Origin of the sequence: Prevotella sp. S7-1-8 (assembly GCF_000758925.1) — a bacterium.
In the GTDB taxonomy this organism is placed as follows: domain Bacteria; phylum Bacteroidota; class Bacteroidia; order Bacteroidales; family Bacteroidaceae; genus Prevotella.
On the sequence record NZ_JRNC01000003.1, the window covers coordinates 14,852 to 36,901 of the forward strand.

At 52.2% G+C, this 22,050-nt stretch carries 23 protein-coding genes; 11 read left to right on the top strand and 12 right to left on the bottom strand.

What is annotated here, in order from left to right; translation table 11 throughout:
* Nucleotides 1-65 precede the first annotated feature (65 nt).
* Together HMPREF1640_RS00385 and HMPREF1640_RS00390 are read right to left on the bottom strand one after the other, a co-directional pair.
* Nucleotides 66-494, bottom strand: coding sequence for a D-Ala-D-Ala carboxypeptidase family metallohydrolase (locus HMPREF1640_RS00385; RefSeq protein ID WP_036891435.1), 429 nt, complete (start codon nt 492-494; stop codon nt 66-68).
* A gap of 11 nt (nt 495-505) precedes the next feature.
* Nucleotides 506-883, bottom strand: coding sequence for a hypothetical protein (locus HMPREF1640_RS00390; RefSeq protein ID WP_156098641.1), 378 nt, complete (start codon nt 881-883; stop codon nt 506-508).
* A gap of 806 nt (nt 884-1,689) precedes the next feature.
* Here HMPREF1640_RS00390 and HMPREF1640_RS00395 point away from each other — a divergent pair.
* Together HMPREF1640_RS00395 and HMPREF1640_RS13065 are read left to right on the top strand one after the other, a co-directional pair.
* Nucleotides 1,690-2,199 carry an HU family DNA-binding protein gene (locus HMPREF1640_RS00395; RefSeq protein ID WP_052051632.1) on the top strand — a complete coding sequence of 170 codons (510 nt, stop codon included), beginning with the start codon at nt 1,690-1,692 and terminating at the stop codon, nt 2,197-2,199.
* 146 nt (nt 2,200-2,345) lie between these two features.
* On the top strand, nt 2,346-2,438 hold the full coding sequence (locus tag HMPREF1640_RS13065; protein WP_156098642.1) for a smalltalk protein: 93 nt from the start codon (nt 2,346-2,348) through the stop codon (nt 2,436-2,438).
* A gap of 128 nt (nt 2,439-2,566) precedes the next feature.
* On the opposite strand, the gene HMPREF1640_RS00400 is transcribed toward HMPREF1640_RS13065, so the two are convergent.
* The 4 genes from HMPREF1640_RS00400 to HMPREF1640_RS00420 all read right to left on the bottom strand — a co-directional run bounded on the left by HMPREF1640_RS00400 (nt 2,567) and on the right by HMPREF1640_RS00420 (nt 7,699).
* Complete coding sequence (locus HMPREF1640_RS00400) at nt 2,567-2,785, bottom strand: hypothetical protein (RefSeq protein ID WP_036891436.1); 219 nt, start codon at nt 2,783-2,785, stop codon at nt 2,567-2,569.
* A gap of 6 nt (nt 2,786-2,791) precedes the next feature.
* Nucleotides 2,792-5,125 carry a leucine-rich repeat domain-containing protein gene (locus HMPREF1640_RS12665; protein ID WP_081935220.1) on the bottom strand — a complete coding sequence of 778 codons (2,334 nt, stop codon included), beginning with the start codon at nt 5,123-5,125 and terminating at the stop codon, nt 2,792-2,794.
* A gap of 695 nt (nt 5,126-5,820) precedes the next feature.
* Nucleotides 5,821-6,726, bottom strand: a complete 906-nt coding sequence (locus tag HMPREF1640_RS00415; protein WP_036891438.1) for a hypothetical protein — start codon at nt 6,724-6,726, stop codon at nt 5,821-5,823.
* Nucleotides 6,727-7,033: 307 nt separating this feature from the next.
* Complete coding sequence (locus HMPREF1640_RS00420) at nt 7,034-7,699, bottom strand: ParA family protein (protein ID WP_036891439.1); 666 nt, start codon at nt 7,697-7,699, stop codon at nt 7,034-7,036.
* A gap of 2,166 nt (nt 7,700-9,865) precedes the next feature.
* On the opposite strand from HMPREF1640_RS00420, the gene HMPREF1640_RS00430 reads away from it, so the two are divergent.
* The 5 genes from HMPREF1640_RS00430 (at nt 9,866) to HMPREF1640_RS00450 (ending at nt 13,132) form a co-directional block, all read left to right on the top strand.
* A complete protein-coding gene (locus tag HMPREF1640_RS00430) occupies nt 9,866-10,651 on the top strand; it encodes a YaaA family protein (protein WP_036891441.1) in 786 nt (261 codons plus the stop codon).
* Nucleotides 10,652-10,959: 308 nt separating this feature from the next.
* The gene (locus HMPREF1640_RS00435) at nt 10,960-11,442 is read left to right on the top strand and encodes a ferritin (RefSeq protein WP_036891442.1); all 483 of its coding nucleotides are present in this window, start codon (nt 10,960-10,962) and stop codon (nt 11,440-11,442) included.
* An 11-nt stretch (nt 11,443-11,453) separates the two neighbouring features.
* A complete protein-coding gene (locus HMPREF1640_RS00440; protein WP_036891444.1) occupies nt 11,454-11,825 on the top strand; it encodes a DUF2752 domain-containing protein in 372 nt (123 codons plus the stop codon).
* Between the two features lie 42 nt (nt 11,826-11,867).
* Complete coding sequence (locus tag HMPREF1640_RS13585; protein WP_231565806.1) at nt 11,868-12,338, top strand: CD225/dispanin family protein; 471 nt, start codon at nt 11,868-11,870, stop codon at nt 12,336-12,338.
* Between the two features lie 197 nt (nt 12,339-12,535).
* Nucleotides 12,536-13,132, top strand: a complete 597-nt coding sequence (locus tag HMPREF1640_RS00450) for an RNA polymerase sigma factor (RefSeq protein WP_036891445.1) — start codon at nt 12,536-12,538, stop codon at nt 13,130-13,132.
* Nucleotides 13,133-13,179: 47 nt separating this feature from the next.
* Here the strand turns inward: HMPREF1640_RS00450 and rpe are convergent, their stop codons facing one another.
* Together rpe and HMPREF1640_RS13860 are read right to left on the bottom strand one after the other, a co-directional pair.
* On the bottom strand, nt 13,180-13,848 hold the full coding sequence (gene rpe, locus HMPREF1640_RS00455; RefSeq protein WP_036891446.1) for a ribulose-phosphate 3-epimerase: 669 nt from the start codon (nt 13,846-13,848) through the stop codon (nt 13,180-13,182).
* A 73-nt stretch (nt 13,849-13,921) separates the two neighbouring features.
* A complete protein-coding gene (locus HMPREF1640_RS13860) occupies nt 13,922-14,047 on the bottom strand; it encodes a hypothetical protein (protein WP_255327702.1) in 126 nt (41 codons plus the stop codon).
* 169 nt (nt 14,048-14,216) lie between these two features.
* Between HMPREF1640_RS13860 and HMPREF1640_RS12470 the strand changes: the two genes are divergently transcribed.
* Complete coding sequence (locus HMPREF1640_RS12470) at nt 14,217-15,446, top strand: hypothetical protein (RefSeq protein ID WP_052051634.1); 1,230 nt, start codon at nt 14,217-14,219, stop codon at nt 15,444-15,446.
* Nucleotides 15,447-15,542: 96 nt separating this feature from the next.
* Here HMPREF1640_RS12470 and rfbD read toward each other — a convergent pair whose 3' ends face one another.
* Nucleotides 15,543-16,418 carry a dTDP-4-dehydrorhamnose reductase gene (gene rfbD / locus HMPREF1640_RS00475; protein WP_036891450.1) on the bottom strand — a complete coding sequence of 292 codons (876 nt, stop codon included), beginning with the start codon at nt 16,416-16,418 and terminating at the stop codon, nt 15,543-15,545.
* A gap of 3 nt (nt 16,419-16,421) precedes the next feature.
* Nucleotides 16,422-16,994 (bottom strand): dTDP-4-dehydrorhamnose 3,5-epimerase, encoded by a 573-nt coding sequence (gene rfbC, locus HMPREF1640_RS00480; RefSeq protein ID WP_036891451.1) that lies wholly within the window; start codon nt 16,992-16,994, stop codon nt 16,422-16,424.
* Between the two features lie 166 nt (nt 16,995-17,160).
* Here rfbC and HMPREF1640_RS00485 point away from each other — a divergent pair, with 166 nt between their 5' ends.
* Nucleotides 17,161-17,919: a glycerophosphodiester phosphodiesterase family protein gene (locus HMPREF1640_RS00485; protein ID WP_036891452.1), complete on the top strand. Its 759-nt coding sequence runs from the start codon at nt 17,161-17,163 to the stop codon at nt 17,917-17,919.
* Between the two features lie 390 nt (nt 17,920-18,309).
* Here the strand turns inward: HMPREF1640_RS00485 and HMPREF1640_RS00490 are convergent, their stop codons facing one another.
* Nucleotides 18,310-19,392, bottom strand: coding sequence for a porin (locus HMPREF1640_RS00490; RefSeq protein ID WP_036891453.1), 1,083 nt, complete (start codon nt 19,390-19,392; stop codon nt 18,310-18,312).
* A gap of 75 nt (nt 19,393-19,467) precedes the next feature.
* Entirely contained in the window at nt 19,468-20,442 is a 975-nt protein-coding gene (locus HMPREF1640_RS00495; protein WP_036891455.1) for a YitT family protein, read from the bottom strand.
* Nucleotides 20,443-20,734: 292 nt separating this feature from the next.
* Here HMPREF1640_RS00495 and HMPREF1640_RS00500 point away from each other — a divergent pair, with 292 nt between their 5' ends.
* Both HMPREF1640_RS00500 and HMPREF1640_RS00505 read left to right on the top strand, forming a co-directional pair.
* On the top strand, nt 20,735-21,436 hold the full coding sequence (locus tag HMPREF1640_RS00500) for a phosphoribosylanthranilate isomerase (RefSeq protein ID WP_036891457.1): 702 nt from the start codon (nt 20,735-20,737) through the stop codon (nt 21,434-21,436).
* Between the two features lie 37 nt (nt 21,437-21,473).
* Complete coding sequence (locus tag HMPREF1640_RS00505) at nt 21,474-22,040, top strand: aminodeoxychorismate/anthranilate synthase component II (RefSeq protein ID WP_036891483.1); 567 nt, start codon at nt 21,474-21,476, stop codon at nt 22,038-22,040.
* Nucleotides 22,041-22,050 lie beyond the last annotated feature (10 nt).

The window sequence follows — 22,050 nt, forward strand, 5'->3', positions numbered from 1 at the left end:
CCCATCACATGAGCCTCGCACACATACCACGCTCCACCCATCCCACCCACCGGCAGGCGCGCGGCTCAAAGAGCCATGCGCCTGTTTTTGTGTCGCGCGGTGTAGCTCACGTGCAGCCAACGAGGCACGGGCGCGCCTATGGGCTCCCAGATGAGCTGGTCGAAGTCGACGCGGGCCTTCACGAAGGCGTACATGCGGCGCCCCGTATCGGCGTCGGGCAGGACAATGTCGGCGGCCTCGCCCTTGGTGTGCTGCGACCCGGCCACGCCACCCACCATGAGGTTGAGCCTCGGCGTGCGAAAACCGCTCGATATTACGATCGGCCCAAACTGGCGGCGAAGGGGCTCCAGCACGTTCTGGGCCAAGAGGCGGAGCGACTGCTCCTGCTTGAGGTTGGGCATGTTGTCAATGTCTCGCTCGATGGCCATGCCCGAGCGCACCAGCTCGTAGAGCGTGAAATGCTCGGATAGATGCTTTCTCTGTTGATCTGTCATGATATTCTTGATTATTTTATAAAATGGTGTATAATGTCGCGCTCGCCTGCCAATCGGGCGTATCGGGCGAGCATGGATAAATCCGGGAAGCACCGCTCGCCTATGCGCGACACGATGCGGGCCATATGGTTGGGGGTGGGCCGGCCAACGACAGAGAAGATCCTGTCGGCCATCGCCTTGCGAGTGCACGGGCGGCCTTGCGAGTCGATGACGGCGCGCTGCATCCACGCTATGTTAACCATCTCGACCAAGTCGCGCTGCGTGCCCATCCAAACGAGCGAGCCACGCGGCTGGGACATGAGCCAACGCACGTCTGACAAGATGCGCGCCATGGGCGACGCGGCGGCGTTCATGGGGGGCGAGCAAATTGTGTGTTTAGTTTTTTCCATGTTCATCGTGATATTTTTTAAGTTGCGGGCGACTTTCCCTTTGTCATGGGGCGCCTCTTCTTGGTGTGGGCAAAGTTAGGGCGAAGCGCGTTTAACTCCAAAAAAACATTAAGCGTTTAAGATTAGTTAGAAAAACTGTGAAATGTAATTTCCACACCAAACTTGCCCGACCCTCATCCAGAACCACGCGCGCGGGCCGTTCAAGATGTAAAAAAAACAAACCAAAAAACAGACCCTCCGACACGTTGCCCGCGGACGCGAAAATCGCGAATTCCAACCAAGAAAGAGCCGCTCGCTTGGCGCGCGCCACACGGGCGCCATGCCATTGGCACCTATTGACGCGGCGTATCAGGCCCAATTGCGAGCCGGTTGGGTCTTGATGGCGCCGTGAAAAGTGCTTAAACAAGGCGCGATAAACACCCAATGGCAAGCATCGCAAATACAATTTTGTCAAAAACAATTTGTCCTCGCCAACAACTCGCTCGCATACAGGCGGTTGCCACGACGGCTCATTTTTGGCGTATTTGCGAGCCAAGGGAAGCCCGCTCAAGAACGCGCGAATTTTGAGCCACCTTTTGTCCGCTATTTTCATCGACGGAAACAGCCCGCGCATAGTGGCTTGACTATTTCCGAACGACACACTTGATGGCCGGGAAGATGGCCCGCGTGGAGGGCCAAGACATTTTGAGGCGCAAGACGATGGCCGTATCTTTGCAACGTCAAACAGACACAAACGAAGCTTCAAGAAACGCTGTGAGACCCATGAAAAACAAGTTTAACCCTTAAAAAAAGAAAGGAAAAACATTATGTCAATTCGTTATCGTAAAGTACAAGACAACCGAGAGAAAAGCAAAAACCGTGGCAAATGGTATGGCCGCGCCATCATCATGGACGAGATTTCCACCAAGGAGCTGGCCGACGAGATAGCCCACGCCACCACCGTGACCTATGCCGACGTGCTGGCCGTGCTGGCGGAGACCGCCGTGTTCATGCGCAACCACCTGCTCAACTCGCAGAAAGTCACCCTCGACGGCATCGGCTCGTTTCGCGTGGGCATGACCACCAGGCCAGCCGAGAGTTTCGAAAAATTTGACAGCGGCAACATCTCGGGCTACCACATTGTCTACACACCCGTGCGCACGTTCAATGTCACCGGCGTGAACAAGGCTGGCAACCGTACCGGCTTTTACGTGAAACCTCTCCTGCAAGGAGCCACGGCCAAGGAGGCGCCCTTGATCAAGAACGCCGCTTGCGCCAATCCTGACGCCAAACCCGGCCACGACAACGACACCACGACCGCCAAACCGGCCGAATAGGCGGAGCGGAACGGGGACTCGCGCGCGGCCCGGCCAAATCGGGCCGACGCCCGGCCAGCAGCTCTCGCGACAGCGATCGAACACGGCGGCCAACCCGTCACATACGGCGAGGCCGCCCTTCATTCCAACCTTTTAATATCAATGCCATGAAAAACAAACCAACGTGGAAAATCATGATACAGATACTCATCAGCGTGCTCACGGCCATAGCCACCACGCTCGGTGTCAACGCACAATGATTTTTACTTCGCGATTGTCAATCACAATTGTCAATTCACAATTATAAAAAAGCCGTTCGGTACGCATGAGACGCGCCGAACGGCATTTGTTTATTGACAATCGCCTAATTTAATTTGTCAAACCGCACTTATATTTTACCATCGAAGTTGTCGTCCCACATGTTGTCTTCCAGCTCAAAACGCTTGGCGTTGCCGTCGCCCGTGGCCGGGGTTTGTTCGTCTATGGGTATGCTTCTGTTATCCATCACGCCATAGCTCGCGCCCATCTTGATGACGTTGACGCGTGGCATGGCGTAAGCGCGCTTGCCGTTCGCGCGCGCCTTGTTGTTTGTGCTCTCTGTTTTCATATTGCGTTATTTTGCTATTTTCTTTCCTTTGATTACATAGACGCCGCTGGGCAGGGTGTCGAAGCTCGCGCCTACGTAGCGCCCATCAAGCGTGTAGATGCGCCGCGCGCCTTTCAACGCCTCGTCTTGCCGCAAGCGGTCCATCCCCATTGTCTCGTCTTCCATAAGGACGAAGAAGTGCTTGGCATTGCTCGGAGCATTGTTCTTTGGTTGGATGTAGCCACGGAATGGTGCCGCTGTGGCTGGCTTCATTGGCTTCGCGTTGCCAACGAGAGCCGCTGTCTTGTGCACTTTCCGCCATACGTCTATCCCTTTGCTGTCCGTGTTCAGCAACCAAGTGTTGAGATTGGCAGCCAATTCATTGTCAAGTCGCTCGGTGCCGCCCACGAAGTGGAAGTCCTGTTTAGGCTCAACAGCTTTATAACCTTGCGGCTTGAGCGTGCCGGCATAGACGTTGCGAAAAGCGGAAGTTGAAGGTGTCTCGGCGACTTCATTGCCATCATCATTTACCTTGACAGTACTACCCGACGCCGCAATCTCCACGTCAGTGGCGCCAAATTCCTTTGAGTTATGTTCCTTTCCGTCCACAACGCGCAGCAAGTAAGGCTTGTTGGCATCGAGCATGCTTTCATCAGGAATGGAACGGAACAAGTAATATTGCGTGTATTCCTTTTCTCCCTGAACAGGTGGGATGCAGTTGTCTTTCAGGTGTAGCTCGTAAGCGCGGATGCCTTTCGGCAATTTAACCTTGTAGGGCAGCAGCATGGTGAAGCAGTTCTTGCCGTCTTTCATGCCAGAGAAGTCACGATAGTTGGTGAGGGGCATTATTCCGCCATCTTCATCCTCTTCAAAAAAGAAAAAATCTCCATAATCATATGTTTTCGAGTCGTCAATATCCCACAACCAGTTCCAATCAGCGTAGCGAATCTTGCTTTGCTCTTCTCCCATTGGATCTGCGTCTACCTTCCATTTATTGTAGACAGCCTCGTTAGCCGTGAACTTTACGGGGAACTCGAAGTCGGCGCCATCCTGCACGCTCAGTTTAGCGCATGTGCCATCACTCTTTACAAAGTTCACGTCCTCTCCATCCTTGAAAGCGAAGTCCACGCCTTGGGGAAGGTAAACGATGGTGCGCGACAGCAATCCATTTGCGAAGTTAGCCTGCGTGTTTTGGTCATGCCGTGTCAATGTTTTATTATTTACCGCAGGGGCTTTTAGCGTATGTAGGTCAACGTACTCCAATAAAGGACAGTTGTTAAACACGCTATTGCCTATCTTGCAGCCGTCTGTTCCTTCCCATTTAATCCCTGAAAAACCAGTGTGATCAAAGGCAAAATCTTTTATCACTTTCACTTTATTGGATAGAATCAAGTCGCCCCTTAAATTCCAACATTGTAAAAAAGCGTTTTTCCCTATACTTTCCACTTCCGGAATGTTCATGGAGGTAAGGCTAAAGCAGCGTCTGAAAGCGTCGTCTTGAACACTTTTTACCGAGGCTGGGATAGTGATGTCTTTCAAGTCTCCACAAAAAGAGAACATGGCTTCAGGAACTGTCGTGATGCCATCCTGCAGGATTGCTTCTGTCAAGTTATAGCAATCGCCAAAGGCTACGTTACCGGAGTTGTTCTCGTAATATATCGACGATTTTTTTTCTTTGGGCAAATCGAACAACAGCTTATAACCTGCCAATGACGCATCTAGTTTTTTTCCTATATTTGCGGAAACCGGAACCGTCACGGTTTTCAGCTGGGAGCAATGCCTGAAACACATAGTTCCCAAGAATGTCACGTTTGGTATCTTGAGCGTTTTCATGCCGATGCATGACAAAAAGGCTGCATTGCCTATTGCCGTTGCGCCAGGGATGTTGACCTCTGTCAAACCGCTACCACGGAATGCCTGTTGTTCAATAGCCTTCAAGGATTTTGGGAAATTGATTTTTTGCAATGATTTTGTCATGAAAAACGCTTTGTATCCAATTTTTGTGATGCCTTCAGGAAGTTTCACCTCCGTGATGTTTTCTCTCTGCAAAGCCCTTTCGCCTATCTCGGTCACCCTCCATTCTTTACCCTCGTGAATGACAGGTTTGGTGAAATCTAATGTTCCACTCAACTGATTATCGTAGGCATACTCGTTATTTCCAGCACCCTCGGTTTCTTGTGTAAATTTTCTTTTGGACTCTACGCTGATGGTTTTTTTCGTTGCATCCAACACTTTGTAAACCAGACCGCCTGCTTCGAATTCATCGACAGCCCTTTGCGCCACCATTGGCAGGGTCATCATCAGGAGCAAAACGAGGAACATGCCGCGTCGTTTAGTCTTAAGCCTGTAAAGTTGTTTCATCTTTGAAAAAGTTTATATGTTTTGTGAATGTTCGGATGTGAGACAGGCGCGAACGGCCCATCGCGCAAGACCGCCCATGGCAATCGTGCGTCACGAAGTGGACTTGCCTTTGCGAACAAGGCAAGCGAGTGAGGAAAATATGTTAATATAATATAATAAAATAGGGGGGGGGGGTAACAACATTCGTTAACACTGTTGCCACCATTTTTCCACAGTTATTATACAAACGTGCGGCATCGGTATATGCGGATACATCGCCCATGCGCTGAAATATAGATTGTTATAAAATATTTGCAAAGATAGATAAAATTATTGTCACAAACAACTTTTTGCTAAAATATTTTGCAGATATCAATGTATATGCTAAATACTCTGAAAAAACCGAAATAAAACCGTGGCGGAAAATTGCCACCTTGGCCAAGAGCGGCCAAACGCCCTTGCGCATAAACCACGAGTCATGAAACGCGAGGTGATAATCGCGCGAAGCGACCGCGCTGTCCAATCCGCGCCGTCAGAAGACCAACGACATCCCCACCCGTGACATGACGAAGCCTGCCCCATACAAGGCAAGGCCACCCAAATCCGCCACCGCGCGTGAAACTCGGTGGCGGATTTGGGTGGCGAGAAAGTCGCCCCTCTCTCTCTCGCCAAGCTCCGCGCGCGTCGTTTGGCGCGCGCGGAGCCCTTGGCGCATGTCAAATCAGGCTGCCGCTATACAGCTCTTTCCTGATCTCCTCCTCATGGTCGTAGATAAAACGGGCCACGATGGAACTGAGTATGGCGGACGTGGGGAACTTTTCCGCGCCGGCATACTTGAGCCTGTCGAGCACGCTCTTGAGACTCTCGTCTATGTATATGGTGGCGAGACGGCCGCCGCCGGTCTTGTACTGCTGCGCCATGTCGAGGAAAAGCTCCCAGCTGTCCTTGGAGTCGTCCTTGACAATGTGATACTCTTTCATGGTGTTCTCCTTGGATGGCCTGCCCCTGCCATCGGCTGGCGAGGCGGCTGCCCCTGTCGCGCCGTCCGAATTGGCAGGGGTATGGCCAGAGGGCGCGGCAGGGTTGTCCGCGCGCTGACGGTCATGGAGAGACGCTGGCGTCACGCGTTCGGCATCCGCGGCACGTTCCGGGCCATGGCTTGACACCTGCGCTTGCTCTTGCCACGCACGCGATTGGGGCTCTCCATCGGTCGCCACCACGCTGTCATGCCGATCGTTCGCGCTGTCATCGGGCATGGTGTCGCGGCGTGGTCGCTCCTCCGCCGTCTCGGATTTCGACACGTCGTTACGCATATAGTCTGACACGCCGACAGACGCCTGTGTGGCGGCAACGTCAGCTGTCGGGCGTTGGGCCGCTCCCCCACCCTCTTCTTCGGCGGCGAGACCGCTTTCTTTTTTCTCAGACACGTTTAATGTTGGCTCGGCCACCATCGGCTCCTCATGGTCGGCACTCTTGGTCTCTGCCGTTTTTTGCTCTTCGTTTGCGCCATTGGCGTTGTCGTCAATCGTTCGCTTGGCGTAATTAGACGTACCCTCTTGCAGGTCGTGTACAAGTCCCTGTATTCCTCCGGGAAGCACCACTCTTGTTCTTTTTTTAGCCATAGGTTTATATTTTTATATATTTATATTTTTATATTTATATGCGTCTGCGCAAATATTTAAAAATGCATTTATACTTATGCATTTATATTTGGGGCATCACGCAATTTGCTTTGACGATTTTATCATTACACGAGCGTCGTGATACAAGTATGCCAAGCCATGTGCCAACCATTGTCAGCGGGCCTTAATCGTCTGGCCGTATTATCCGCCGCGTCTATTCTATAAACAAGCACGACCAAGCGTTTGGCCACGATTTGCCGACAACATGCCAACGCTCTGGCGGGCAACGCGTTGCCCGCGCCCCACCCTACTCTTTCATGCGACGTATCATAAAGTCGAAAGCGGGCTTGACAGCCTCACGTTGCGCCGGCGAAATCTCGAACGTATTGATACGTTTAAGCACCGCCCGCGCGGTGATGCGCGGCGTCACCGACCCCAGCTGCTTGAAGATGGCGTCTGTCTGTTTCCACATTTTCAGCTCGTCAGCAGTTCCTATGCGAACGTCTATGCGGTTGGGCACGAAAAACAATTTGGCGTCCATCTCGGGCACCGCGCTGCGTAAGGCGTTGATTACCTGCACGAAAGTGCCCGTAGAATCGAGCGTCTTCTCCTCATACTCGTATGGGCACACTATAAAATCAGCCTCCGTGAACATGGGCACCAAACCGTCCTCAGACACGTTGCCCGGCGAGTCGAACAGCACGAAGCCCTCCGTCTCCGAGGCCGACTCCATGAGTTGGTGCATGGTGTCGGGGTCTTGCACGTCAAAGCCCTGCACCGTGTACGGCTCCTCCACGCCCTCGTATATCTCCATGTCCTTGCGTCGTTGCATCGAGATAGACTTTTGCAGGTCGGTGTCTATGATGCAAACATCATGCTTTTTCCATGCAAGATAGTTGGCGAAAAGTATGCACAGGGTTGATTTTCCCACTCCACCCTTCTGATTGGCGAACACGATCTTGCGATTTTTCATATCATCCTATATATTAATGTAAAAAGACAAACAAATATATCCATGTGCAAATATAAGCATTTTTATTTGTTCAGGCAAACATATTTTAAATTAAATATGCCATTAAACATAAATATTTTCAGATATTCAAATTTTAAAATAAAAGATTATTTATGCTTTCACATATACATATATAGATATAAACACATTTGTATTTATTTATATATTAAAACAAAGACATCCAAGCCGACGCAAAAGTGACAAAACAACACACCAAGACAACAAACCGCTTATAATCAACCGCTTACATATGTATAAATAAATACACATATGTTTATATACACAAACATAGATATACATATATATAAATACAACAAAACAAAAACACTAATATATTTATATATACGTAATTTTATATATGGCAATATCAATATATACAAAAAATAAAAATGTCAATATATAAAGAAAGACAAATATAAAAAGACAAAAATATAGATATTTAAAAATACACAACTATACATAACTGTTTATATATATAAATAAGAAAATACAAAATCGAAAATATATAAAAATAAAAACATACAAAGATAAATATATAAATAAACAAAAAATGCGCAAGAATGTGCGCCGTGGCAAAACAAAAACACGAAAACAGGTGTCACGCACCGAAATAGATAAATAAATGTATACGGAAAGATATAAAAACGTACAAAAATAAAAATACAAAAAGATATAAACATACATATTTAAATATATATTTAATTATAAATGGAGATATATTTAAATATAATACATCTTTTATTTATACATGCTGATATATACATATATAAAAACATAAACAAATATATACGCACGAATATACAACGATGATAAAATCGATAACAAAAAGAAAAAATATTTTTTTTCAAAAGATTATTATATCATTATATATGTCTTTAGTTCATTGATATTAGTAGGGTTGTGTAAGTGATTGACACACCGTGTCTTACGACTGCGATTGGCGACAAGTTAGTAAGGTGGTGCGACATATAGGGAGCATTCGCGCGACATATTAGTAAGTTTGCTGCGACATATTAGTAGCATGTTTCAGACGGTGGCGACATATAGGGAGCATCTTGGCGACAAATAGGGAGCATGTCGGTGCGTTTTTGACAATATTTTTACATAATTAATACAAAAGCGCAAAATCTTGTTTGTTCCAGCAATCAGGCAGCAAAATATATGTAAAAAAGTGATATTTCTCAACTTGTTTATAATAAGCGCGTTGCGTACAAGTGCGACATATTGGTAGGGTAGGGCGTAAACCGAAATCGCAAAGATGGCGACATATAGGGAGTATGTTCTTCTTTATTTACAAAAACGATTATACGTTGAGCCTTTCCCATTATTTACGCGAAATGAATGGCAAGCGCGCGCGTTTTTCCTCCAATTCCTTGCCCAAGCCTAAAAAGATGGCTCAAAGAGCGATTATTTTCGGCCGAGGACCTTGCTGGCTCAAAATATTCGAGAAATGAGCAGGCTTTTTTATCAAAAAACAGCATGCGCGGCCATGTTTTTCGCTACATTTGGGCACTCAACACCTTCATGCCAATCGGCCCACAAACAGCATACATACATATCCCGAAATATTGAAGCATCAATATTTGTAATACATTTGTAATCATTATGTTATACTGTAAAATGCAATTGGTAGCAGCGCCAATCATCCGTCTACCTTGATTAACACTGAAAAACTATCGTGCTCAATTTGTCAGCCCCTCGTCGACAACCATTTTTCGTACACTAAAAATGTGCTGAAAAAACAGTCCAAAAAACAGGGACCAACGCCGCGAGTCTTGCCATCGCTATCTAATCACGTAGTGATTAGTGCTCAATCGCACGCCGTTTAAGTATTAAACGCGCCGTGATCGGCGCTCAAACGCGTGGCGATCGGCGTCTCGTCGCGGCATGCGCGCGCGGCCGCGCCCCTGCTTTTTTAGAGCGGCCGCCCTCGCTCCATCTTTTTTCGCGCTGCCGCTCGCCGCCGGCGCGCGCCGGGCATGGACGGTTGCCGCCGTGGCGGTGGGCCGCGCGGCGAAGTGGGGTGGGGCGGCGTGGCGACAAACATGGCAAAAAAGCGCGCCCTCCCGCTTGCGCATTGATTTATAGTTGCTATCTTTGTGAAGCAAACACATAAATGTCAGAACCATGCAAATCATCATATCGTGCGCCAAGACGATGATCGAGCGCGCCAATCCCCAAGTCGCTCCCATGAGCCGTCCCCGTTTTATGGCCGAGGCCCAGACCATAGCCGGCGAGATGGCTCGTTGGTCGGCGCAAGACGTGGCGCGAGCGCTGCGTTGCAATTCGCAAATAGCGGCCCAGACCCTTTTGCGCTATCAAAGTATCGTAGCCCACGCCAGCGAGGCAGCCTCACTGTCTGGCTACGGCATGCCTGCCGCGTTGGCGTACCATGGGCAAGCGTTCAAGCACCTCAAGGCCGATACCTTTTTGGCAGGCCAACAAGAATACGCGAACGAGCATTTGTGGATATGCTCATTCTTGTATGGGTTGTTGCGCCCGTTTGACACCATCATGCCCTATCGTTTGGAAGGCTCCGTCAGGCTACAGGTAACCGATGGCAAAACGCTCTTCGACTATTGGCGCACGCGCCTCACGAGCGCGCTCATCGACAGTGTCAAGGCCGACGACGGCATATTGGTGTTTTTGGCGGCCGAAGAGATGAAACGTCTTTTCGATTGGCGGCGTGTGCAAGAAGAGTTGACAGTGGTTCAGCCATTGTTCTACGAGGACGAGGGCTCGCGCCTGAAAACGGTCGTCGTGCGCGCCAAGAGTTGCAGGGGCGCCATGACGCGATACATATTGCTCAACAGACCATGCACCATCGAGATGTTGCGCGGTTTTGAGCTGGATGGCTATCGGTATAGACCGAACTATGGAGAGGAGCTTTTCCCACATTTTATCAAAGGTTGACCACTCTCCAGCCCATCGCCATTCCATCAGAGCGCCGCTCGCCGGTTGTTCGCATGCGTTCTTCACCACGTGCCGGGCGCGAAGCATTTGCCGAGCCCGTGCGCGGCAAATGTGGCTAAAAAAGCGCGCGAATGCGTTTTTTCAACTATTTTGGCCAAATAATGCCGATTATTTAAAAATTTTTGCTTAATATTGCAATCGCGACATTATCTCGGCGGAATTTCATTGGTGAGAACCGCCGTCGACGCCGCGATGGCGTCTCGCCAAGCGGATGTCGTTATATAGAAATTTTCTAAACATAACATATTATGGATATTGACCAAACCATGCAAGACGCGTTTAACGCGCAAATCAAGGAAGAGTTGTACTCGTCTCACCTCTATCTCCAGATGGCATACTGGTGCCGCAAGGAAGGTTGGCCAGGCTTCGCGCACTGGCTTTTCAAGCAGAGCGAGGAAGAGAGGGAGCACGCCATAGAGATGGCCAATTTCGTGACCGACCGCGGTGGCGAGGTTACCCTCACCGAGCTGCCCAAGGTGGAGATTACTTGGGAGTGCCCTAAATGCCTGTTCGACACCGTGATGGCCCATGAGCGGCAAATCACGGAGCGAATATACCAGTTGGCGGAGAAGGCCGAGGCCCAGCGCGACCGCGCCTCCATCAACTTGGTGGACAAGTACGTGGACGAGCAAGTGGAGGAAGAGGCCACCGTGCGTGGCATTCTCAACATGTTCAGCCACGGCGACCAATCGAGCGTGGCAATCATAGATGGCTTGGTAGGCAAACGCTAAGCGCCGGCAAGATGAGACGGCGCACCCTGTGGATAGTCGTTTCGGTGGCAATGGCCCTCGGCGTGGTGTATTTCTTTTTCGACCCCGCCGGCTCGCGCCTTTTTCCCCGATGCCCGTTCCTGTCGCTCACCGGCCTGCGGTGCCCCGGGTGCGGTTCGCAACGCGCCTTGCACAGCCTGCTTCACGGAGAGATAGCCCGCGCCGCCCATTACAACTTGCTGTTGACGCTCTCTTTGCCTTTCGTCGCCGCGGCGATCGTGGCCGATACCAATCGCGATCGGTGGCCGAGGCTTTACCGCCGCGTAAACAGCCAAGCCGCCATCTATGCCGCGCTCGCCGCGACATGCCTGTGGTGGGTGGCGCGCAACGCGCTGCAACTGTGAGCCGCGGCCCAAACACAATCATTTTATAAAACAACAAACCATATGAATCCAAACGCCAATACCCCCGCCGACGGTCGTTTTTATGACGATGGCCGTCAGCCCTCGTCTAACAACGAGCAGCCCAACATGGGCGCGAGCGACCCCAACGCTTCCTACGCCAACCAGACCGCGCATCCCGCGGCCGACCCCATCCCCACCAGCAGCTGTGGCACCTCCACCACGGGCTACCAATCGCCGCGGCAGCCTAATGACACGCCCCCCATGCCCAAGACATGGCTCGCCGAGTCTATCTTGGTCACGTTGTTCTGCTGCCTGCCTTTTGGCATCGTGGGCATTGTCAACGCCGCCGCCGTGAGCGGAGCCTACACGGCCGGCCGATATGAAGAGGCCCTGCAAAAGAGCCAATCGGCAGGCAAGTGGACCAAGATAAGTTTTTGGTGCGGCTTGGTGGGCATCGCGCTGTACATCATCGCGATTGTCGCCATGGGTTTCAACGGTCTTCTTGGCGATTGACAGTCGTCATCGCGTCACACTCACTCGCTTCGCGTGCCCACTACATCGTCTTGTGGGCCGCGCGCGTCGTGTTTTCACGCCAAACATTTGGCGGAGCGACAGAAAAGTTATATATTTGCACTTGTTAAACCATTCACCATTTTTGTAAGACTATTGCCTATCGACGCACATTTACTTCATCAATCAACGTTAAGAAAATGAAGAATCTCGCAACGATGACCGACGAGGAATTGGCATTATGCTATATGAACGGCAACAATCAGGCGTTTGATATATTGTTGGCGCGCAACCAATCGAAGATTTTTTCATACATATTGTATGTGGTACACAACCAAGACGCGGCCAACGACCTGTTCCAAGAGTCGTTTGTAAAAATCATCGTCAAGCTCAAACATGGCAAGTACGCGCCATCCGGCAAGTTCAGCTCATGGTGCATGCGCGTGGCCCACAACGTGATAATGGATTGGTACAGAGAGAAAAAGTCCGAAAACATAGCGGAGCCCACAGAGGGCAACGACCTCTCTAATATCAGCCATGACATGCTGTTGGACAGCTGCGTGGAGAGCCGTTTCGTCAACGACCAAGTGCTTGCCGACGTCAAGCGCATGATGGAGCACCTGCCCACCACGCAGCGCGAGGTGGTGTTCATGCGCTTCTTCCAGCAGATGTCGTTCAAGGAGATAGCCGCCACCACCAACGTGAGCATCAACACCGCCTTGGGGCGCATGCGCTACGCCCTGCTCAACATGCGGCGCATGGCTCGCGAGCACCATGTGCACCTGCAGATGATGTAGGTTGCGATAGAGGCGATAGGTAGTCGCGGCTGTCGCGCGCGGCGTTTTCACAGCCGTTTGGCTGGCATCAGTCTTTTCAGGTTGCTGATGGTCTCCACTGGGTTTGGCGCGCCAAACACGTAGCTGCCGCTCACCAACACGTCCACGCCCGCGTCCACGAGTCGCGGCGCCGTCTCGCCGTTCACGCCGCCATCCACCTGTATGAGGGCGTTGGAACCGCTCTCGTCTATCATGCGGCGCAAGGCGCGCGCGCGCCTGATGGAGCTCTCTATGAATTTCTGCCCTCCAAATCCCGGGTTCACGCTCATCAGCAACACCATGTCGGCGTCTTCTATGACATCCTCGAGCATGGCCACGGGCGTCGATGGGTTGAGCGCCACGCCAGCCCTCATGCCCTCCTCGTGTATCTGGTGTATGGCGCGGTTCAGGTGCACGCAAGCCTCGTAGTGCACGGTCATCATCATCGCGCCCATCTTGGCCGTTCGCGTCACGTAGCGCTCGGGCTGGGTTATCATGAAGTGCACGTCCAGAGGTTTGTCGCATATCTTGCGCACGGCCTCCATCACCGGGAACCCGAACGATATGTTAGGCACGAACGTGCCGTCCATCACGTCGCAGTGCAGCCAGTCGGCCTCGCTGCGGTTTATCATGTCCATGTCGGCGCGCAGGTTGGCGAAGTTGGCCGAGAGCATGGATGGGGAGACAATAGTAGGCATTGAAAAATTAAGGTTGCGATATTTGGTTAACAAATGGTCAAATACGAATATGGAATGTCATGATAGCGCCATGTCAGTTCATGCATTGTCGCGCGGGGTTGTCATGAGCGTCGTTGGCGCCATAGGCGTGGGCTATGTTGCGCACGATGTAGATAGACATGTCAGAGGGTCTTGGGTCCTTGGGCGTAGAATTTTTCATAGGCTGCTGTGTATATATATGGTGATAACGCCTTGCGGGTGGTTTTTATTACGTTTACGGCGAAATATATTAATTCTTCGTGTTTTTTAATGGCGTATTGGTTGCGGAAATAAAATAACTTTCGTAATTTTGTGTCATAACACATTTTGAACCATTAAATATAACATTTATGAACAAAATTTTACGCATTTCATTGTTGGTAACGCTCTGCATGTTTTTTGGCATGAGCTACGCCCAGACAAAATTCAATTTTGACGACGACGCCAATTGCTACAAGATGTTTGGGCTGAAAGGCCTGTCTAAAAACAAGGTTAGCGATGGTGATTTCACCGAGACAAAGACGAGTACGGCCGTAAACGGTATAACGCTGACGGTAAGTGCCGCCAAGGGCAGCGGTGTTCCCAATCGAATATGGAACAAGGCGCCTCGTTTGCGTCTGTATAGCGGCACGCTTACCGTGGCATCGAGCGATGCCCATATCAAGAAGATCGTGTTCCAGTTGCACAGCATGCCCAAAAGCGCTAAGTGGGGAGATGGAAAAAATAAGCAGAAAAAATACGAATACAAGCCTTGCACGGTCAATGTGGGTGCGTTGTCAGCGTACGAGAAAGACAAGTCCAAGGACGTGACGTGGACCGGCGACGCCCCGTCGGTGGAGCTTACGGTGATGGCCAACACACAGATAAGTAATATTTTGGTATACACCGACGCTCCTGTCAAGGTGGAGAAGGCCGCCGACATCGCCGCTTTCAAGGCCCTTCCTGTCAACACCGTGGCCGAGCTCACGCTCACCAACGCCCAAGTGGTATACGCATGGAAATCGAAGAGTGGCATCGAGCAGGCTTTCGTGCGCGACGCCACGGGCGCGCTCGTCTTCCACGCGACGGGTCTTGCCCTCAAGGCCAACCAGACGCTCAACGGCACCGTGACGCTGGGGCGCGACAAATACAAGGATGTAATCGAGGCCGTAAAGGTTGACGGCACCAACGCCGACAAGCTCTCCGTGACAGACGGCGCCGCCGCCGAGCCCAAGGCCATCGCTATCGGCGAGGCCGAAGCCAACCTGTACGACTTGGTGAAACTCACGGATGTCAGCATAGTAGAAGATAACGGCAAATTCTTTGCCGTGTCCGGCGCGGACAAAATGCAGATTTATAACGGTTTCCATCTCGGCCTCGAATTGTCCGCGGGCGAGCACCGGAATGTCGTGGGCATATTGTCCGTCTTTAATGGCAAGGCCCAAATCCAGCCTGTCAGCGCTCCCATCGCCACTGGCGTCCATGGCGTGAAGGTTGCCCATGAGAGCGACGCTCCCGCCTATAACATGGCCGGACAGCGCGTGGGCGCCGATTACAAGGGTGTGGTGATACAAAACGGCAAGAAGTTTGTGCGCAAGTAACGTCCGCCGCAAAACCCCAAAAAAAATCCACCGCTCGTAAGGGCGGTGGATTTTTTTTGGGCGCTTGGCTTGGCGTTCGCGCCGCGCGCGGCCGCGTCAGCCTTTCATTCGCCGCATGCACTGCCGCAGCGAGTCTGTCCAATAGGGAATGTCGAGGCCAAAAACTCGTTTTATCTTTGTCTTGTCAAGCACCGAGTAGGCGGGGCGTCTCACCGGCGAGGGGAACTCGTCGCTGTGGCATGGGCGTATGTCGCAATCCGTGTTGCCTGCCAACCGGGCTATGTTCACGGCAAAATCGTACCAGCTGCACACGCCCTCGTTGCTGTAGTGGTACACGCCCGAGTGGCCCACGTACTTGCGGTTCTCCACGATGTCGAAGATGGCCGCGGCCAAATCGAGCGCGTAGGTGGGCGTGCCGCATTGGTCGAAGACCACGTTCAGTTGTGGCTTGGAGGCCGTGAGGCTCATCATGGTCTTGACAAAATTGTGGCCGAACTCAGAGTAGAGCCATGCCGTGCGTATGATGACGTGGTCGGCTCCCGACCGCTTTATGAGCTGCTCGCCGCGCAGTTTGGTCTGTCCGTACACACCCGTGGGCGTGCCTTGTTGGTCTTCGCGGCATGGCGTGTTGTACGGCTCGGCCCCAAACACGTAGTCGGTGCTCACGTGCACGAGCAGTCCGCCCACCTCGGCCATCGCCTCGGCGAGATAGCCCGGGGCCGTGGCGTTGAGCCGCTCCACGATGTCGCCGGCCGTCTCCGCGGCGTCCACGTTGGTCCACGCGGCGCAGTTGATGACGCACTTCACTTGGTTTTGTCGCACCATTTGCCTTATGTCGTCCGCGCTCGTGATGTCAAGGTGCGTGTATCCCTCGCACACGTCCGTGAAGATGTAATGGTCTTTGCTCTCCCGGGTCACGGCCTGCATCTCGCGCCCCAACTGCCCGTTGGCCCCGGTCACTAATATGTTCATGTCTTAAAGGTATAAATCGTTGTCGTAATCGAAGAGGTCGGCCGCGTCTCTCAGGCGCGGGTGGTGGCTGTCTTTGGCCGAGAGCGTCACCTGCTGGGCCGGCACCCGCCAGTCGACGCCTATGTCGGGATCGTCCCACGCGATGGCCCCCTCGCTCTCCTTGTCGTAGAAATTGTCGCACTTGTATTGGAAAACCGCCGTCTCGCTCAGCACGCTGAAGCCATGCGCGAAGCCGCGCGGCACGAACAGTTGCCGCTGGTTGTCGGCCGACAGCTCCACAGCCACGTACTGCCCGAACGTGGGCGAGCCGCGCCTGATGTCCACGGCCACGTCGAGCACCGTGCCCACGACGGCCCTCACCAGTTTGCCTTGGGCGTGACGGCCGCGCTGGTAGTGCAGCCCCCTTACCACGCCATAGGTGGATTTAGACTGGTTGTCTTGCACGAAGCGCGCGGGTCGCACACGCTCGTCAAATTCTCGCTGGTTCCACGCCTCGAAAAAATAGCCGCGGTCGTCGTGGAACACCCGTGGCTCTATGATAACCACGCCCTCGAGGGCGGTAGGGATGATTTGCATATTAAAATTTTTTGATGACTCATGCAAAGGTAAAAAAAAATGGCCAAACGGCGCGCCAACAACCTAAAAAAAGCCCAAAAATTGTCTCGTTAGCATATATCTTCGTATCTTCGCGGTTGAAAAGCGGCAGTTATTCGCCACATCTATTTAAAAACATAAATTTATCATGAATCTCAAGACATTCTTACTGTCTGTCGTCGCCGCCGGCATTGCCAGCCTGGCCTCGGCACAAACCCAAGTCGTGGCCCATCGTGGCTACTGGAAATCCGAGGGCGCCGCGCAGAACAGCGTCGCCTCGTTGCGCGCCGCCGCGGCCATCAAGGTGTACGGGTCGGAGTTTGACGTGCAGCTCACGGCCGACAAGAAAATCGTCGTGAACCATGACGCCGACTTCCAAGGGCGCGTCATCGCCAAGACCAAGCTGGCCGACTTGCGCAAGCTCCGGCTGGCCAACGGCGAGCCGCTGCCCACACTCAAGGAGTATCTCAAGGCCGGCAAAAAGTTGCCCCGGCTCAAGATGGTATTGGAGATAAAAGAGCAAGTGGACAAGTCCGCCGAGGACTTTATGGTGGACAAGGCCGTAGCCATGGTCAAGGCCATGCGCATGGAGAAACAAACCGACTACATATCGTTCAGCATGCGCGCGTGCGAGCGGTTGGCCCGGCTCGCCCCCGGCTCGTCGGTGTCGTATCTTGGTGGCAAGCTCTCGCCAGCCCAGCTCAAGGCCAAGGGCGTGAACGGCATGGACTACCACTACAACGAGTTCAAGAAAAACCCACAGTGGGTGGCCGAGGCACACGCCTTGGGCATGACCGTCAACGTGTGGACGGTGGACGACATGAGCGTGGCGCGCCAGATGCGCGACCTCAAGGTGGATTTCATCACCACCAACCTGCCGCTTGAGGTAGCCGGGATAGTGAAGTGAGCCGGCCGCGCGGCCGCTCGCTTGGCGACATGAAAAGAGGTTGGCGCAGGATGCTGCCAACCTCAAAACGGTCTATTTCGCTAAAAAACTTAATTAAAATCACTAAACGAAATCGCCGTAATAACCCAAAAGCAAATATAACCTATCTTTTCCAAGATAGCAAATATTTTAGCAGTATAATTGCTTTTTTAACAATTAGCCTGTTCGCTCGCCCTTCCTCTCGCGTGTCTTTTTCTGTCAATTGGTTCGTCAAGACGCGCCATGCGGGTTAACCGTGAGCGCGTGGCTGAGGCTTGGACGGCATTTAGACCGGCAAACGCCAAGGCCCAATCGCGCGCTGATTGGGCCTTGTGAGCGTGGAGTGGGGCGCGCGCCAATGGCGTGGGCGTTTCACTTGATGACGTTGACGCGCCATGTCACGCCAAGGTCGAGTATGGACTGCCTGTCTTGTAAGCAGCCGTCGGGATTGGTGTTTTTGCCAAAGCAATAGCTGTAGTTGGCGTGCAATCGCACGTTCTTGTTCTTGAGGGGGTAGTATTCCATGCCGGCTCCCACACGCGTAATCTCTGTTCCCTCGTACAGGGCGAGGTCCGCGCGTGGCTTGTCTTGGTGGTCCGTTTGTTCCGGCGAGGGCTTGGAGGGGTCGGTGTCTTTGCCGGCGCGGTTCACGTCGTAGCTCGCCTTTGCCCACAGGTTGAGTCGTGGCGTGGGCTGGTAGTCCACGCGGGCGGTCATGGAGCAATCTTTGAAGAGGAACGTTTGGCCCGTAGTGGCTCTGTTCATATAGTCTATGCCAAGCCGCAAATTGCGCGTCAGGCGCAGGCTGTTGCCAAAAGACAGGTAGTTGATAAACCTTCCGGGGGCGTACTCCATGAAGTTGACAGACCAGTCGGTGCGCAGTATGCCGTGGTTGCCATACCATATCAGGTTGTAGGCATACATGTCCGAGGCCTTGCCGCCGCTCCGGTTGTACGCCTTCTGGAAGGGGCTTTCCACCATTTGCAAGTAGAATTGGTCTTTGCGGTTGGTGGTTTGGTAGCCCAGCCACCAGCCCCACTCGTAGCATGGGAAGTTGTAGCAAAACTCGAAAAGCTGGAAGCAGTCTATGGGCGCGGGGTCAAATTCCCACGGTCCGCAAAGCACCGCCCATTTTCCACCCGACAGCGTCCAGTTGGTGTTGACGCGATAAGTGAGGAAGAGCCAGTCTATGGCGTCGAAGAAAGTGTATTCTTTGTTGATGCCATTGAGCCGTTGCCGGTATTTGTAGGAGAATTTGGGCGAGAGGTTTCCGTTGATGAGGATGTTGAGGTTGTTTCCTTTGAAACCGGTGTTGTTCGCGTTTTTCACTCCGTTGATCGATTCTCGCCGGTAGTCCGCGCGCGCCTCCACGGAGAGTTTCGCGTCCGCGCTTTCCTGCGCGTGGAGCGCGGTGGTGAAAAAGAGCGGCAAAAGCAGGTATGTTCTTAATTTCATAATGTGTTTAATAAAAAATAGAGTGGCAGCTTGTTTGCTGTCTATACATCGCCTCCAAAAGACGGTGTGATAGCTTTAGTATTCGCCTGTGCGCAGCAGTCCTTTCTTGTTCCAAAGGCCATACACCTCGCTGACAATGTCTGATGTGATGAAGGTGGAGAGCTTCTCTTTGCTCATGAAATCGATCAGGGTTGAAAACTCTTCTTTGGTGAGGACGATTTCGAGTTGCATTTGTTTTTCGTGAGAATAGCCTCCGATAACCTCGTGCAGCGTAACGCCACGGTTAATGTGATTGATAACGAAGTCTTGTATTTTCTGATAGTCTTTGGAGATGATATATACACGGGTCTTAGAATTGATGTCTGCCATAAAGTGGTTGAGTATTAATCCATTGAGCCATGTTCCAATGAGGCCGATGATGACCAGTTCCACGGGGTTTATGGCAAATGCGGTGCAACAAATGGCACCTCCTGCCAACATCACGGCCGTGCCAAGTTTGACGTGTAGATACTTGTTGAAAATCTTGGCGAGGATGTCAAGTCCACCCGTTGAGGCGTTGATGCTGAACAGTATGCTCTGTGATGCGCTCAGGATAAGGACAAAACAGAGCAAGTCGAACCACGGGTTGGCGACGGCCTGCCCGGCTATGTAGGTGGTGAAGAGCGAATCGTGCATGGGCACGATGGAACCGATAAAATCAATCATTGGGCCCAATATCAACGCGGTGTAGACGGTTTTGGCGCCAAACTCGTTGTCAATGAGCAGAAACGAGAGCACAAGCAAGATGGCATTGATAATGAATATCATCGTGCCTACAGAGACGAAAGGTAGCAACTTGGCAAGAACCAAGGACAAACCGGTGATGGAGCCTATAATGAGCTTGCTGGGAATGAGGAAGAAATAAACGCCCATGGCGGCCACAAACATACCTGCTGTCATAATGATTAGTTCCATCCAGAACTTACGGGTGCAGACTATTTGGCCGATTTGCCTCATTGAGTTTTGTAGTTTCTCGGCGATAGTCGTATCGCTTTTTGGTTTGTTGTTCATATGGGTTTAAGTTAATAGTTTCAGGTTTATAGTTCGGGCAACTTGTATCGCGCAAGTCTTTGAGTTTTCTCTTCGATAGCGTTAACATGATGGCGATCAACAACGAAGCTGTGCAAATTTAGCGTGTTTTTATCAATTCGCAAGTTTTTGATGATTTTTTTTAGGATGAAAACGCGAGAAATATGCCCTTGGGGTGAAAGATTTTTTGGCGTACAGGCAAGTATCGCTTAGAAATTAATTAATTTTGTGGTTGTTATTCAATGAGCATTGTACCACATAAACACCATTTGAAATGATAATCAAAGTATCTGGAATGTGCCATGCCGATAACATGCGCGAGGCGTCGGCATTGGACGTGGACATGATCGGATTGGTTTTTAACCAGCGCAGCCCTCGCAATGTGCGCATGCGCTCTTCGCGAGCGGGCATCCTTCCTGATTACTGCCAGGCTGGCATGCTTGCCACGCCGTGTGCCGACAAGGAGCGCGCGGCCGACATGCGCAAGCGTCCCGCCCGCGTGGGAATGTTCGCCGACGAAATGCCGCAGACCATCGTCTCTCGCGTGTACGCTTTCAAATTGGACTGTGTGCAGCTGCGCGGTGACGAGAGCCATGTGATGATAGAGAATTTGCGGCGCACCTTGGTGCCCGACATCGCGCCAGATATCAAGGTGCTCAAGACCGTGCGCTTGGGCTCGGCGGCCGACTTGGCGCAATGCTCCGCTTACGAGGATGTGGTGGATATGTTTGTCTTCGAGGGCTTGGGCGTCGAGGAGGCAGGCCGCCGGCCGTTCGATTGGACGTTGTTGGACGCTTACCGCGGCCACGCGCCTTTCTTGGTGGGTGGCGGCATAGGCGTCGATGATGCTGCGCGCGTGCGCAAGATAGCCCATCCGCGGTTCGCGGGAGTGGATGTGGGAGCTTGCTTCGAGACAGAGCCGGGGATGATAGACACGGCCAACTTGCGCCGCTTTATAGAGGATGTACGGGGCTGAGATTGCCCGATACGATAAACGGCAGGATGGCGATGGCATGAAAAAGATAGTGATTATAGACAATTACGACAGTTTCACGTATAATCTGGCGCATTTGGTCAGGTCGCTTGGGGCTGACGTGGATGTTTTGCTCAACGACCGTTTTGTCATGGACGATTTGGCGGTTTACGACAAAATCATTCTTAGCCCGGGGCCCGGCGTGCCGCGAGAGGCCGGCCAACTGATGGAGGTCGTACGCCGTTACGCGGGGCGGAAGCCCATTCTTGGCGTGTGCTTGGGCCACCAAGCCATAGCCGAGGTGTATGGCGCGCGGTTGGAGAACCTTGGCGCGGTGTTTCATGGCGTGGCCACCGAGGGTTCGCGCGTGGATGGAGAGCCGCTCTTCGAGGGTGTGCCAAAGAAGTTTTTGATGGGTCGTTATCATAGCTGGGTGGTGAGCAGAGAGGGCTTTCCCGATTGTTTGGAAATAACCGCCGACACGCCCGACGGCCAAATCATGGCCTTGCGCCACCGCCACAAGGACGTTCGAGGCATACAGTTTCATCCAGAGAGCGTGCTCACGCCGATGGGAAGGCGGATTGTAGGCAACTGGCTGGCCTTGTGAATAGTGAACG